The organism is Streptomyces sp. NBC_01006 (genome assembly GCF_045162725.1).
Classification (GTDB): Bacteria; Actinomycetota; Actinomycetes; order Streptomycetales; family Streptomycetaceae; genus Streptomyces.
This window is the reverse complement of the sequence record NZ_CP108700.1, coordinates 4,244,616-4,258,206: the sequence shown is the minus strand read 5'-3', so window position 1 is coordinate 4,258,206 and position 13,591 is coordinate 4,244,616. Positions and strand designations below refer to the sequence as shown.

The following is a 13,591-nucleotide window of genomic DNA, read 5'->3' as shown; positions in this document are numbered from 1 at the left end:
TGAACCTGAGCACAACATCTCGGCTGCTCGGGACGGGAGGGGCTCCCCGTGACTCAACGCCTCCGCGCGCACCGCTGGCTGGCCGGGGCCGCAGTGGCCGCCGCCGCGCTGTCCCCCGCCACCCCTGTCGCCTCCGCCGCGTCCGCCACGTCCGCCGCCGCCTCGTCCCCGGCCGGTCGCGTCGCCGCCGTCCGGCCCCCCGCCGCGGCACTGCCGGGCAGGGCTCCCGCCGCCGCGCCGAAGACCGACGATCCCGACGCCGAGCCGGTGGCCGACGTACCGCACGAGGCGTACGAGGAGCTCGCCGGCAGCGCCGCCGGAGTCGGGCGGGAGCGGCCCGGGCGGCCCGCCGCCGAGCCCGCGAACCCGGAGACGGTGCTCGCCGCCCGCCCCCTCCCGGCGCGCCCGCGCCACCGGCCGGCCAGCCCGCAGCCGGTTCCGCCGCCCCCGCCGAGCCCCCCGCCCGTGGTCACCGCGATCGGCACCGGGCCGAACGAGCGCGCCGCCGACCTGGCCGCGCACATACTGCCGCTCGGCACCGGATTCGCCCTGATGGGACTGGGTCTGGGCTACCTCGGGATGCGGCTGCGCAAGGGCCTCTGACGCCCCCGCACCCCCGTCCCGAGCGGGAGACGGGGCCGCCCGTCCCCCTTCCGGCCTACGCCTCAGGGTGGTTGTCGCGGCCCTGCATACTCGGTATACATACTGAGTATGTCGATCCGCCACGGCCTCCTCGCCCTGCTGGAAAGGGGTCCTCGGTACGGCTCTCAGCTGCGTACCGAGTTCGAATCCCGCACCGGCTCCACCTGGCCGCTCAACGTCGGGCAGGTGTACACCACCCTCGCCCGCCTGGAACGCGACGGCCTCGTCGCACCCGGCGGCCAGGACACCGCCGGGCACACCCTCTACGCCATCACCGACTCCGGACGCGCCGAACTGCACCAGTGGTACGAGCGCCCCGTCGACCGCACCAACCCGCCCCGTGACGAGCTGTCCATCAAGCTCGCCATGGCCGTGGGCGCCCCCGGCGTGGACATCCGCGCCGTCATCCAGGCCCAGCGGCACGCCACGATCAAGGCGATGCAGGACTACACCCGGCTCAAGGCGCAGGCGCTCGCCGCGATCGAGAGCGGGAAGTCCCGCGAACGCGACGACGTGGCCTGGCTACTGGTCCTGGAGCAGCTGATCTTCCAGACCGAGGCCGAGGCCCGCTGGCTCGACCACTCCGAAGCACGCCTCGTACGGCTCTCCCTGCCGGCCGACCGGAGAGCCGAGCCCGACCCGCCCCAGGCCACAGAAACCGGCGCCGCCGGCCCCGCGACCGCCGCCGCACCGAAGCCCCGCACCTTCCGCACGCCGCGGGGCTGAAGCCACCACCGTCCCAGGGGGGACCTCCATGCCCGACCAGCAGTCCGCACCCCACATACCGTCCGCACCGTCCGCACGGCCGGTGCTCCAGCTCGACAAGCTCGTCCGCACGCACGGCAGCGGCGCCACCGAGGTGCACGCCCTGCGCGGCATCGACCTGTCCGTGTACCCCGGCGAACTCGTCGCCGTCATGGGCCCCTCCGGCTCGGGCAAGTCCACGCTGCTCACCCTGGCCGGCGGCCTCGACACGCCCACCAGCGGCCGCGTCATCGTCGAGGGCACCGACATCACCACCGCGAGCCGCAAGCAGCTGGCCGCGCTGCGCCGCCGCAGCATCGGGTACGTCTTCCAGGACTACAACCTGATCCCGGCCCTCACCGCCGCCGAGAACGTGGCACTGCCCCGGGAACTCGACGGGACCTCCGCCCGCAAGGCCCGGGCCTCGGCCCTGGCCGCCCTGGACGAGATGGGCCTCGGGCAGCTCGCCGACCGCTTCCCCGACGAGATGTCCGGCGGCCAGCAGCAGCGGGTGGCCATCGCCCGCGCCCTCGTCGGCGACCGCCGCCTGGTCCTCGCGGACGAGCCCACCGGCGCGCTCGACTCCGAGACCGGCGAATCCGTCCTCGCCCTGCTGCGCTCGCGCTGCGACGCGGGCGCAGCAGGAATCCTCGTCACCCACGAACCGCGGTTCGCCGCCTGGGCGGACCGCGTGGTCTTCCTGCGCGACGGCAGCGTGGTCGACGAGACCCTGCGCAGCCAGGCCGACTCCCTGCTCTCCGGGCAGGCCGGCCGGTGAAGTCCTCGTACCACTCCTGGATCGCGGCCATCCGGATCGCCCGCCGCGACGCCTGGCGCGCCAAGGGCCGCAGCGCCCTCGTCCTCGCGATGATCGCCCTGCCGATCGTCGGCGTGAGCGCCGCCGACCTCACCCTGCGCAGCGCCGAGCTCTCGCCCGAGCAGAAGGTCTCCCGTGCGATCGGCGCGGCCGACGCCCGGCTGAAGGATTCGGAGCTGAGCGGGCCCGTCTACCAGGACGTCGAGGGCAAGAACTCCATGCCCGTCGGCGGCTACGACAAGTACAACCCCAGGTCGGAGGCGGATCCGAACCGCCTGCCCTCCGCGATCCCGGCGGGTGCCCAGTCCCTCAAGGACAGCACCGCGCACACCAAGATCCGCACCCGGTACGGGCTGTTGGACACCGACCTGCGGGAGATCGACGCGGCCAGCCCGCTGGTCAAGGGCATGATCGAGATGAAGCGCGGGCGGCTGGCCCGGGAAGCGGGCGAGGTCATCGCCACGACCGCCTTCCTGGAGGAGTCCGGGTTCTTCGTTGGCTCCGAGTTCCGCGCCCGCGGCTCGGAGACGTGGTACCGGATCGTGGGCGCGTACGAGCTGCCCTCCGAGCTCAGGAACAGCGAGGTCCTCGCCCCGCCCGGCACCCTGCTGGCCCCGCTCGACAAGACCTTCCAGGCCGCCGGGGTCCCCGGCGTGGTCGCCACCGACACCTACCTGGTCAAGGTCGGCGGCGATGGTTTCACGTGGAACATGGTCAAGGCGCTCAACACGAAGAGCGTGCAGGTCGTCTCCCGCGCCGTGCTGCTCGACCCGCCGGCCGAGTCCGAGGTGCCGTACATCGCCCAGCAGAAGGAACTGGGCTACTACACCGCGAGGAACGGACTCCCCGCCACCGAACTGGCCGTCCTGGCCACGGTCGTGGGCCTCGCGATGCTGGAGATCTGCCTGCTGGCCGGACCCGCCTTCGCGGTCGGTGCCCGGCGCTCGCGCCGCCAGCTCGGCCTGGTCGGCGCCAACGGCGGTGACCGGCGCCACATCCGGGCCATCGTGCTCTCCGGCGGCCTCGTCATCGGCGCCGCGGCCGCCGTCACCGGCACCGCCATCGGCATCGCCCTCACCGTGGGGCTGCGGCCGTGGCTGGAGCAGAATCTCGGCGCGCGCTTCGGCGGCTTCACGCTGCGCCCGCTGGAGATCCTCGGCATCGCCCTGCTCGCCGTCGTGACCGGCCTGCTGGCCGCGATCGCCCCGGCCGTCACCGCCTCCAGGCAGACCGTGCTGGCCTCCCTGACCGGCCGCCGCGGGGTCCGCCGGGCCAACCGGGTGCTGCCCGTCCTCGGCCTGATCGCCCTCGCCGCCGGCGCCGCCATCGCCCTCTACGGCACGGCCTCCCGGATGGGCTCCACGGTCGTCGCGGGCGGCAGCGCCATCGCCGAGCTCGGCATCGTCGCCCTCACTCCGGTACTGGTCGGCCTGTTCGGGCGGCTCGGGCGCTGGCTGCCGCTGTCGCCGCGGCTCGCGCTGCGCGACGCCGTACGCAACCGGGGCCGTACGGCCCCGGCCGTGGCCGCCGTCCTGGCCGCCGTCGCCGGCACCGTCGCGGTGGCCACGTACCAGCACAGCATGGAGCTCCAGGCCCGCCACGAGTACATCGCCGACCTCCCGGACGGCGCCGGGATGGTGGCGCTCCAGGAGCTCGGCCGCAGCAAGGACATGCCCGCCGTCCGCGAGGCCCTGACGCAGGAACTCCCGCTGGCCGTACGGGCGGACGTGGACCACATCTCCTTCGGCAAGCCCGGCTGTGAGCGGTTCACCGGCCCCGAGGGCTGCGGCCGGGCCGAGATCATGCGGCCCAAGGAACAGCGCTGCCCGCTGTACGAAGCCACGGACGGGCCCGACTCGTTCAGCCCCGCGCGGAAGAAGGAGCTGCGCCAGGACCCGCGGTGCGCGTACGACCGCCACTCCACTCGGTTCGCAGTGGTCGTCGCCGACGAGAAGCTGCTGGCGGTGCTCGCGGTCACCGATCCCGGCGCCGTGTCCGCCCTGAAGGAGGGCAAGGGCGTCTCGTTCGACAAGCGCAACGTCAAGGACGGCAAGGTCACCGTCCGCCTGATCGACAACAAGGACGAGATCTACGAGCGGGGGGTCGACCCCAAGGGGGAGGACAAGGTCTTCGCCGTCCACCAGACGCCCGACACGACGGAGGGCTACGGCCTCCAACTCGTCCTGCCGCCCGCCGCGGCCAAGAGCGCCGGGCTGACGGTCCTGCCGTACGCCTCGTACTTCACCCAGGAGGGCAAGGCCACCAGCCAGCAGAAGCAGCGGGTGGCCGCGCGGATCGACCAGATCGGCGTCGAGGCCCCCGTCACCATCGAGGCCGGCTACCAGTCCGAGGCCGACATCGCCAAGCTGGCCCTCACCGTCTTCGCGGGCCTGGTCACCATCGGCGCGGCCGGCATCGCCACCGGACTCGCGCAGGCCGATGCCGAGGCCGATCTGAAGACCCTGGCGGCGGTCGGCGCGCCGCCGCGGGTGCGGCGCACGCTCAGCGGCTTCCAGTGCGGAGTGGTGGCCCTGATGGGCGTGGTGCTGGGCTCGGCGGCGGGCATCCTGCCCGCGGTGGGCCTGCGGCTCGTCCAGCGGCGGGAGACCGAACACCTCATGGAGATGAGCGGCTTCGTGAACGACTCGCTGTACGTGCCGATCGCGGTGCCGTGGGAGACCCTCGGCGAGCTGCTCGTCGTGGTCCCGCTGGGCGCGGCCCTGCTGGCCGCCCTGGTCACCAAGTCCAGCGGTGCCATGGCGCGGCGCGAGGCGGGCTGACGGTCACTGTGCGTTCTCGCCCCCGTACAGGGTGGATCACGCCCGTACGGGGGCACACCGTGTGAGTAAGACGGTGTGCGAGAGAATGACGGCATGGAGATGCCGAGGAGTGAACGGTCGCAGGACAGCCCCCCGCACGGCCTGATCGTGGGACAGGACGGGATGCCGGTCGGCGGCGCCGATGACGAGTCGCGCGAGGTCCCGGTGACGGAGATGGTCGAACAGCCCGCCAAGGTCATGCGGATCGGCAGCATGATCAAGCAACTTCTGGAAGAGGTCCGCGCCGCACCTCTGGACGAGGCCAGCCGGGTCCGTCTGAAGGACATCCACGCAGCGTCCGTGAAGGAGCTGGAGGACGGTCTGGCTCCGGAGCTGGTGGAGGAACTGGAGCGCCTGTCGCTCCCGTTCACCGAGGAGGCGATCCCCTCCGAGGCGGAACTGCGGATCGCCCAGGCCCAGTTGGTGGGCTGGCTGGAGGGCCTGTTCCACGGCATCCAGACGGCGTTGTTCGCGCAGCAGATGGCCGCGCGGGCCCAGCTGGAGCAGATGCGCCGCGCCCTCCCGCCGGGCGCCCCGACGGACGAGGAGGAAGGCCACGGCGCCATCCGCTCGGGCCCGTACCTGTAAGCGGCGACGTGACGTGAGACCCGGGGTCCCGGGGGCTTCGGCCCCGGGACCCCGGGCCCGTATAAGCACCCGGTAAGTACGGCTCACCGCAGGGGACATGGGCCGCGCATACTCGGAGGTATGACCTACGACGCGATCGTGCTGGCCGGCGGCGCCGCAAGACGACTCGGCGGCGCGGACAAACCCGCCCTCCAGGTCGGCGGGCGCGCGCTCCTCGACCGCGTCCTGGACGCCTGCGCCGACGCCGCCACCACCGTCGTGGTCGGCGGCCGCCGGCCCACCGCCCGCCCGGTCCGCTGGACCCGGGAGGACCCGCCCGGCGCCGGACCCGTCGCCGCCCTGGGCGCCGGGCTGCGCGCGACCACCGCCGAGCTGGTCCTCGTCCTCTCGGCCGACCTGCCGTTCCTCGACCGGGCCACGGTCCGGACGCTGCTGGATTCCGCCGGAGGCGACGGCGCCCTGCTGCGCGACCCCACCGGCCGCGACCAGCCCCTCGTCGCCGCCTACCGCGCCGAACCACTGCGCCGCGAGATCGCCCTCCTGGCGACCGAGCACGGCACCCTCTCCGGCCTCCCCCTGCGCGCCCTCACCGCCGATCTCGACCTGGCCAAGGTGACGGACTCTGCGCCACTCGCCTCCTTCGACTGCGACACCTGGGAGGATCTCGCGGCCGCCCGAGCCCGGATCAGGGAGCATGGAAACGTGCTGGACCAATGGATCACCGCCGTCAAGACCGAGCTGGGCATCGACGTCGCCGTCGACACCAAGATCCTGCTCGACCTCGCCCGCGACGCCGCACACGGCGTCGCCCGGCCCGCCGCCCCCCTGACCACCTTCCTGGTCGGCTACGCGGCGGCCCGGGCCGAAGCCGCCGGCGCCGACCCCGCCACCGCAGTCGCCGAGGCCTCCCGCAAGGCCGCCGACCTGGCCCTGCGCTGGGCCGCCGAAGCCGAGGCCGAGACCCGAGAGAACGGCTCAGGATGACCCCCACCGATGCCGACCACGCGCTCCGGGCCCTCGACGAGGCCCTGGCCCTGGTCAGCCGCGACCCCCGCACCGCCGACGCCCCCGGCGGCGGCCACCGCGCCACCGGCTGGCCTCAGGCCCGGGAGGCCGCCGCCCGGGCCGGCTCCGGCATCCGGCCCCGCACCCACCGGGTCCCCCTCGCCGACGCGCTGGGCGAGGTGCTGGCCCAGTCCCTGGACGCGCTCACCGACCTGCCGTCCTTCGACAGCTCCGCCATGGACGGCTGGGCCGTCGCCGGCCCCGGCCCCTGGACCGTCCGCCCCGGCGGCGGGGTGCTGGCCGGCTCCGACCGCCCCGAGCCGCTGGCCGACGGCGAGGCCGTACGGATCGCCACCGGCGCCCGGGTCCCCGCCGACACCACCGCCGTGATCCGCAGCGAGCACTCGCGCGAGTCCGGCACCCAGCTCCACGCCGACCGGGCCGTCCTCACCGGCCAGGACATCCGCCCGCGCGGCCAGGAATGCCGCTCCGGCGACCTGCTGCTGCCCGCCGGCTCCCTCGTCACCCCCGCCGTCCTGGGCCTCGCGGCGGCCGCCGGGTACGACGAGCTCACCACCCGGCCCCGGCCCCGCGTCGAGATCCTGGTGCTCGGGGATGAGCTGCTCACCGAAGGCCGCCCGCACGACGGCCTGATCCGGGACGCCCTCAGCCCGATGCTCGGCCCCTGGCTCACCCGGCTCGGCGCCGAGGTCACCGCCACCCGGCGGCTCGGCGACGACCCGGCCGGAGCCAAGGCCCTGCTGGCCGCCATCACGGACTCCGACGCCGACCTGGTCGTCACCACCGGCGGCACCGCCTCCGGCCCCGTCGACCACGTCCATCCCGTCCTGCGGGAGGCCGGCGCCGAGCTGCTGGTGGACGGGGTCGCCGTACGCCCCGGGCACCCCATGCTGCTGGCCCGGCTCGGCGACCGCACGGGCGGCCGCCATCTGGTCGGCCTGCCCGGCAACCCGCTCGCCGCCGTCTCCGGGCTGCTGACCCTCGCCGAACCGCTGCTGCGCGCCCTGGCCGGCCGCCGCCAGCGGCCCCGGTACACGGTCCCGGTGCAGGGCGACGTACCCGGCCACCCGTACGACACCCGGCTCGTGCCCGTCCTGCTGACCGACGAGCACGCCGTACCGCTGCGCTACAACGGTCCCGCGATGCTGCGCGGCGTGGCCGCCGCCGACGGGCTGGCCGTCGTACCGCCGCACGGCGCGCGCGACGGACAGGACCTGGAGATCCTGGATCTGCCGTGGGTCTCCGGAGGATGTTTCACGTGAAACTTCACGGCCACGACGCGATGGCCCGGGGCGCCGACGAGAAACTCGTCTCACGGCGCATCAAACTGCCCAGGCGCGTCGTGGAGAAGCCGCTCCGGCAGGTCGGCAAACGCCTGTTGATGGCCCTGTTCGTGCTGTTCCTGACGGTCATGATCGTGTGGCTCGACCGCGACGGGTACCACGACAACGCGAACGAGCAGGTCGACTTCCTCGACTGCGTCTACTACGCCACGGTGACCCTGTCGACGACCGGCTACGGCGACATCGTCCCGTACAGCGACAGCGCACGACTGACCAACATCCTGCTGATCACTCCCCTGCGCGTGCTGTTCCTGATCATCCTGGTCGGAACCACACTGGAGGTCCTGACCGAGAAGACCCGGGAGGAGTGGCGGCTGAACCGCTGGAGGAAGAACTTGCGTGAGCACACGGTCGTCGTCGGCTTCGGCACCAAGGGCCGCTCGGCCCTGCAGACGCTGCTGGCCACCGGCCTCCGGAAGGAGCAGGTCGTCATCGTGGACCCGAGCGCCAAGGTGATCGACACGGCCAACGCGGAGGGCTTCACCGGCGTGGTCGGCGATGCCACCCGCTCCGATGTCCTGCTCCGCGCCGAGCTCCAGAAGGCACGTCAGATCGTCATCGCCACCCAGCGGGACGACACCGCCGTGCTCGTCACGCTGACGGCGCGGCAGATGAACCGCGGAGCGAAGATCGTCGCGGCGGTCCGCGAGGAGGAGAACGCGCCGCTGCTGCGCCAGTCGGGCGCGGACGCCGTCATCACGAGCGCGAGCGCCGCCGGCCGGCTGCTGGGGCTCTCGGTGCTGAGCCCGAGCGCGGGCACGGTGATGGAGGATCTGATCCATCAGGGCAGCGGGCTGGACCTGATCGAGCGGCCCGTGCGGAAGGCCGAGGTCGGCAAGGGGGTACGGGAGACGGATGACCTGGTGGTGAGCGTGCTGCGCGGGCACCGGCTGCTCGCGTACGACGATCCGCACGCGAGCCCGCTCCAGCTGACGGACCGTCTCATCACCATCGTGCGGGCGGCGCCGCCCGCCTCGCCGACGGTGACGCTGGGGCCCGCGGAGTAGCTGTCCCGTCACGGAGTTGGCGTACCCTCCGGGCCATGCATGCGATCACCATCGAACAGCCCGGCGGCCCCGAGGCCCTCGTCTGGGCCGAGGTACCCGATCCGGTGGCCGGCGAGGGCGAGGTCCTCGTCGACGTCGCGGCGAGCGCCGTGAACCGCGCCGACATCCTCCAGCGCCAGGGGTTCTACGATCCCCCGCCCGGCGCCTCCCCCTACCCCGGCCTGGAGTGCTCGGGGCGGATCTCCGCCCTCGGCCCGGGGGTGTCCGGCTGGGCGGTGGGCGACGAGGTGTGCGCCCTGCTCGGCGGCGGCGGGTACGCGGAGCGCGTGGCCGTCCCGGCGGGCCAGCTGCTGCCGGTCCCGGCCGGCGTGGACCTGGTCACGGCGGCGGCGCTGCCCGAGGTGGTCTGCACGGTGTGGTCGAACGTGTTCATGGTGGCGGGCCTGCGCCCCGGCGAGACGCTGCTGGTGCACGGCGGCTCCAGCGGCATCGGCACGATGGCCATCCAGCTGGCGAAGGCGGTGGGCGCCACCGTGGCAGTGACCGCGGGGGGCCCTGAGAAGCTGGCCCGCTGCAAGGAGCTGGGCGCGGACATCCTGATCGACTACCGCGAGCAGGACTTCGTGGCGGAGCTGCGGGCCGCGACGGGCGGCGCCGGGGCGGACGTGATCCTGGACATCATGGGCGCGAAGTACCTGGCGCGGAACCTGGACGCGCTGGCCGTGAACGGCCGGCTCGCGGTGATCGGGCTCCAGGGCGGGGTGAAGGCGGAGCTCAACCTGGGCGCGCTGCTGGCGAAGCGGGCGGCCATCACCGCCACCTCCTTGCGGGCGCGCCCGCTGGAGGAGAAGGCGGCCATCGTCGCCGCCGTACGGGAACACGTCTGGCCGCTGGTGGCCGCGGGCCGGGTGAACCCGGTGGTGCACGGAACGTTCCCGATGGGCGAAGCCCCCGAGGCCCACCGCACGATGGAATCCAGCACCCACGTGGGCAAGCTCCTGCTGACCACCTGACCTGCCGGTCAGCGCTGCGGGCTCTCTCCCCGGGTCGGGAGAGAGCCCGCAGCGCTGGGCGCCCGTTACAGCGACCGCAGCAGCACCGCCGGGGACTCCACGCAGTCCGCCACGTAGCGGAGGAAGCCGCCCGCCGTGCCGCCGTCGCAGACCCGGTGGTCGAAGGTGAGGGACAGCTGGACTACCTGACGGACCGCCAGCTCACCCTTGTGGACCCACGGCTTCGCCACGATCCGGCCGACGCCGAGCATGGCCGCCTCCGGGTGGTTGATGATCGGCGTGGAGCCGTCCACACCGAACACCCCGTAGTTGTTCAGGGTGAACGTGCCCCCGGTGAGGTCGGCCGGGGCCAGTTTCCCGGCCCGGGCGAGCTCGGTCAGGCGGGCGAACTCCGCCGACAGCGACTCCGGGTTGCGGGCCTGCGCGTCCCGGACCACCGGGACCACCAGCCCGCGCTCCGTCTGCGCCGCGAAGCCCAGGTGCACGGACGGCAGCCGTACGATCTCGTTCGCCGCGAGGTCCACGGTCGAGTTGAGCTCGGGGTACTTCGCCAGCGCGGCGGTGCAGATCCGGGCCAGCAGCGCCAGCACCGAGATCTTCGGCCCGCCCACGGCGTTCATCGCGGCCCGCGCCGCCATCAGCTCGGTCGCATCGGCGTCGACCCAGCACGTGGCGTCCGGGATCTCCCGGCGGCTGCGCGACAGCTTCTCGGCCACCACGCCCCGCAGACCCTTCAGCGGCACCCGCTCACCCGCCGGCGCGGCCGCCACGGGGGCGGGGGCGGCGACGGGAGCCGGCTCCGGCGCCCGGAGCGCCGCCTCCACGTCCGAACGCAGGATCAGCCCCTCGGGCCCGGACCCGCTCAGCCCGCGCAGGTCGATCCCGTGGTCCCGCGCCAGCTTGCGCACGAGCGGCGAGATCACGGCGACGGGGCCGGTCGCCGGGAGAGCGGCAGCAGCGGTAGCCAGGGGAGCAGCGGCGACGGGAGCGGTCGCGATGGGAGCGGGAGCGGGAGCAGCGGCACCGGCCGGCGCTGCGGAGCCAGGTCGCACCCGCCTCCGACGCGCCGTGCGCGAGTGGTCCGTCCCGTAGCCGACCAGGACGTTGCCCGAGCCGGAATCCTCGGGCTCCGCCTCCGGGGCCTCCCCCGCACCCACCGCCACCGTGATCAGCGGTGCTCCGACGGGGAGTTCCGTGCCCTCCTCCCCGAACCTGGCGGTGACCACACCGCCGTACGGGCACGGCACCTCCACCATCGCCTTGGCCGTCTCGACCTCGACCACCGGCTGGTCGATGGCGACGACGTCGCCCACCGCCACCAGCCAGCGGACGATCTCGGCCTCGGTCAGTCCCTCCCCGAGGTCGGGGAGCTTGAACTCCATTACCTGCGGCATCAGTTCTCCCACTGCAGGCGGGCCACGGTGTCCAGGATCCGGTCCACACCGGGCAGATGGTGCTTCTCCAGCATCGGCGGCGGGTACGGGATGTCGAAGCCCGTCACCCGCAGCACCGGCGCCTCCAGGTGGTGGAAGCACTTCTCCTGGATGCGGGCGACGAGCTCCGCGCCCGGTCCGCCGAAGCCGTTCGCCTCGTGGACCACCACCGCGCGCCCCGTACGGCGTACGGAGGCCACGACCGTTTCCTCGTCGAACGGGACGAGCGAGCGCAGGTCCACGACCTCCAGGTCCCAGCCCTCCTCGCGCGCCGCCTCGGCCGCCTCCAGGCACACCGGCAGCGAAGGCCCGTACGTGATCAGCGTGGCGCTCGTGCCGGTACGCCGGACGAGTGCCTTCCCGATCCCCGGCACGGCCGCCGGCGTCTCGGGGTTCCACTGCGCCTTCGACCAGTACAGCCGCTTCGGCTCCAGGAAGATCACCGGGTCGTCGCTCGCGATCGACGCGCGCAGCAGCCCGTACGCGTCCTCCACGGTCGCCGGGGTCACCACGTGCAGGCCGGGGGTGGCCACGTAGTACGCCTCGGAGGAGTCGCTGTGGTGCTCCACCCCGCCGATCCCGCCGCCGTACGGCACCCGGATGGTGATCGGGAGCGGCATCGCGCCGCGCGTCCGGTTGCGCATCTTCGCCACGTGCGAGATCAGCTGCTCGAACGCCGGATACGCGAACGCGTCGAACTGCATCTCCACGACCGGCCGCAGCCCGTACATGGCCATGCCCACCGCGGCGCCCAGGATCCCGGCCTCCGCGAGCGGGGTGTCGGTGCAGCGCTCCTCGCCGAACTCCTTCGCGAGGCCGTCCGTGATCCGGAAGACCCCGCCCAGCGTCCCGACGTCCTCGCCCATGACGTGGACCGTCGGGTCCTCCGCCATGGCGTCGCGCATGGCCCGCTGCAGGGCCTGCGCCATCGTCGCCGGCTTCACGGCCACCGTGGTCACGACTGCTCCTCCGCGTCGAGCTCGGCGCGCAGCATCTCCGCCTGCTCGCGGAGCCGGCCGGTCTGCTCCGCGTAGACGTTTTCGAACAGGTCCATCGGGTCGAGCACGGGCTCGGCGTTCATCCGCTCGCGCAGGGTCGCGGCCATCACCTCGGCGGCGTCCTTGGCCTCCTGGATGCCCGCCTCGTCCAGCATCCCGCGGGCGGTCAGCTCGCGCTCCAGCAGCTCCACCGGGTCGTGCGCCTTCCATGCCTCGACCTCGGCGTCACCGCGGTAGCGGGTCGCGTCGTCGGCGTTCGTGTGGGCCTCGATGCGGTACGTGACCGCCTCGATCAGCGTCGGTCCGCCGCCGGCCCGGGCCCGCCGGACGGCCTCGGACAGCACCTCGTGCACGGCGGCGATGTCGTTGCCGTCGACGAGGCGGCCGGGCATCCCGTACCCGACGGCCTTGTGGGCCAGGGTGGGGGCGGCGGTCTGCTTGGCCAGCGGGACCGATATCGCGAAACCGTTGTTCTGGACGAGGAAGACCACCGGGGCCTGCCAGACGGCCGCGAAGTTCAGCGCCTCGTGGAAATCGCCCTCGCTGGTGCCGCCGTCGCCCACCAGGGCGAGCGCGACCACGTCGTCGCCGCGCAGGCGGGCCGCGTGCGCCAGGCCGACCGCGTGCGGCAGCTGGGTGGCGAGCGGGGTGCACAGCGGGGCGATCCGGTACTCGCGCGGGTCGTACCCGGTGTGCCAGTCGCCGCGCAGCAGGGTCAGCGCCTGGACGGGGTCGAGTCCGCGCGCCACGGCCGCGAGGGTGTCGCGGTAGCTCGGGAAGAGCCAGTCCTGCTCCTCCAGGACCAGCGCGGCCGCGATCTCGCAGGCCTCCTGGCCGACGGTGGACGGGTACACGGCCAGTCGGCCCTGCCGGGTGAGGGCGGTGGCCTGGGCGTTGTACCGGCGGCCGCGCACCAGCTCGGCGTAGCAGCGGCGCATCAGCTCGGGGTCGAGCTTCTCGGCGGCCGGCGTGCCCAGCACCCGGTACGGCTCGGGGTCCGGGAGCAGCGGGGCGGCATCCGTACGGGGCCTCCAGGCGGGCGGCGGGGTGGAGCGGTGGGATGCACCGGCACCGGGCAGCTCTTGGACCGTCATGGCGGCGTACACCTCCTCGTGGGAAGCGGGCAGGGCGACTCGGCTGTGAGGCGCCTCACCAACCGAT

At 73.7% G+C, this 13,591-nt stretch carries 12 protein-coding genes; 9 read left to right on the top strand and 3 right to left on the bottom strand.

Annotated features, from left to right (window positions below):
* Positions 1 to 48 precede the first annotated feature (48 nt).
* The 9 genes from OG509_RS19470 to OG509_RS19430 all read left to right on the top strand — a co-directional run bounded on the left by OG509_RS19470 (position 49) and on the right by OG509_RS19430 (position 9,999).
* Positions 49 to 603 carry a hypothetical protein gene (locus OG509_RS19470; RefSeq protein WP_406183706.1) on the top strand — a complete coding sequence of 185 codons (555 nt, stop codon included), beginning with the start codon at positions 49 to 51 and terminating at the stop codon, positions 601 to 603.
* 108 nt (positions 604 to 711) lie between these two features.
* On the top strand, positions 712 to 1,368 hold the full coding sequence (locus OG509_RS19465) for a PadR family transcriptional regulator (RefSeq protein WP_403733826.1): 657 nt from the start codon (positions 712 to 714) through the stop codon (positions 1,366 to 1,368).
* 28 nt (positions 1,369 to 1,396) lie between these two features.
* Positions 1,397 to 2,164: an ABC transporter ATP-binding protein gene (locus OG509_RS19460; protein WP_406183705.1), complete on the top strand. Its 768-nt coding sequence runs from the start codon at positions 1,397 to 1,399 to the stop codon at positions 2,162 to 2,164.
* Positions 2,161 to 4,983, top strand: coding sequence for an FtsX-like permease family protein (locus tag OG509_RS19455; protein ID WP_406183704.1), 2,823 nt, complete (start codon positions 2,161 to 2,163; stop codon positions 4,981 to 4,983). The genes OG509_RS19460 and OG509_RS19455 overlap by 4 nt, the downstream gene beginning before the upstream one ends.
* Positions 4,984 to 5,076: 93 nt before the next feature.
* Positions 5,077 to 5,610, top strand: a complete 534-nt coding sequence (locus OG509_RS19450; RefSeq protein ID WP_406183703.1) for a bacterial proteasome activator family protein — start codon at positions 5,077 to 5,079, stop codon at positions 5,608 to 5,610.
* A 120-nt stretch (positions 5,611 to 5,730) separates the two neighbouring features.
* Entirely contained in the window at positions 5,731 to 6,594 is an 864-nt protein-coding gene (locus OG509_RS19445; protein ID WP_406183702.1) for an NTP transferase domain-containing protein, read from the top strand.
* The gene (locus OG509_RS19440; RefSeq protein WP_406183701.1) at positions 6,591 to 7,898 is read left to right on the top strand and encodes a molybdopterin molybdotransferase MoeA; all 1,308 of its coding nucleotides are present in this window, start codon (positions 6,591 to 6,593) and stop codon (positions 7,896 to 7,898) included. Before OG509_RS19445 ends, OG509_RS19440 begins: the two co-directional genes overlap by 4 nt.
* Entirely contained in the window at positions 7,886 to 8,986 is a 1,101-nt protein-coding gene (locus OG509_RS19435; RefSeq protein WP_406183700.1) for a potassium channel family protein, read from the top strand. Before OG509_RS19440 ends, OG509_RS19435 begins: the two co-directional genes overlap by 13 nt.
* 35 nt (positions 8,987 to 9,021) lie before the next feature.
* Positions 9,022 to 9,999, top strand: a complete 978-nt coding sequence (locus tag OG509_RS19430; RefSeq protein ID WP_406183699.1) for an NAD(P)H-quinone oxidoreductase — start codon at positions 9,022 to 9,024, stop codon at positions 9,997 to 9,999.
* 65 nt (positions 10,000 to 10,064) lie between these two features.
* Here the strand turns inward: OG509_RS19430 and OG509_RS19425 are convergent, their stop codons facing one another.
* The 3 genes from OG509_RS19425 to pdhA are packed head-to-tail and all read right to left on the bottom strand — an operon-like array spanning position 10,065 to position 13,524.
* Entirely contained in the window at positions 10,065 to 11,393 is a 1,329-nt protein-coding gene (locus OG509_RS19425; RefSeq protein ID WP_406183698.1) for a dihydrolipoamide acetyltransferase family protein, read from the bottom strand.
* Complete coding sequence (locus OG509_RS19420; RefSeq protein ID WP_406183697.1) at positions 11,393 to 12,391, bottom strand: alpha-ketoacid dehydrogenase subunit beta; 999 nt, start codon at positions 12,389 to 12,391, stop codon at positions 11,393 to 11,395. The genes OG509_RS19425 and OG509_RS19420 overlap by 1 nt, the downstream gene beginning before the upstream one ends.
* Positions 12,388 to 13,524: a pyruvate dehydrogenase (acetyl-transferring) E1 component subunit alpha gene (gene pdhA / locus OG509_RS19415; protein ID WP_385587124.1), complete on the bottom strand. Its 1,137-nt coding sequence runs from the start codon at positions 13,522 to 13,524 to the stop codon at positions 12,388 to 12,390. Before pdhA ends, OG509_RS19420 begins: the two co-directional genes overlap by 4 nt.
* Between the last annotated feature and the right edge of the window lie 67 nt (positions 13,525 to 13,591).

Excerpts from the sequence above, each read along its gene's own strand:
- OG509_RS19465 (WP_403733826.1), top strand. The coding sequence starts at position 712 with ATGTCGATCCGCCACGGCCTCCTCGCCCTGCTGGAAAGGGGTCCTCGG.
- OG509_RS19460 (WP_406183705.1), top strand. The coding sequence starts at position 1,397 with ATGCCCGACCAGCAGTCCGCACCCCACATACCGTCCGCACCGTCCGCA.
- OG509_RS19450 (WP_406183703.1), top strand. The coding sequence starts at position 5,077 with ATGGAGATGCCGAGGAGTGAACGGTCGCAGGACAGCCCCCCGCACGGC.
- OG509_RS19445 (WP_406183702.1), top strand. The coding sequence starts at position 5,731 with ATGACCTACGACGCGATCGTGCTGGCCGGCGGCGCCGCAAGACGACTC.
- OG509_RS19440 (WP_406183701.1), top strand. The coding sequence starts at position 6,591 with ATGACCCCCACCGATGCCGACCACGCGCTCCGGGCCCTCGACGAGGCC.
- OG509_RS19435 (WP_406183700.1), top strand. The coding sequence starts at position 7,886 with ATGTTTCACGTGAAACTTCACGGCCACGACGCGATGGCCCGGGGCGCC.
- OG509_RS19430 (WP_406183699.1), top strand. The coding sequence starts at position 9,022 with ATGCATGCGATCACCATCGAACAGCCCGGCGGCCCCGAGGCCCTCGTC.
- OG509_RS19425 (WP_406183698.1), bottom strand. The coding sequence starts at position 11,393 with ATGCCGCAGGTAATGGAGTTCAAGCTCCCCGACCTCGGGGAGGGACTG.
- pdhA (WP_385587124.1), bottom strand. The coding sequence starts at position 13,524 with ATGACGGTCCAAGAGCTGCCCGGTGCCGGTGCATCCCACCGCTCCACC.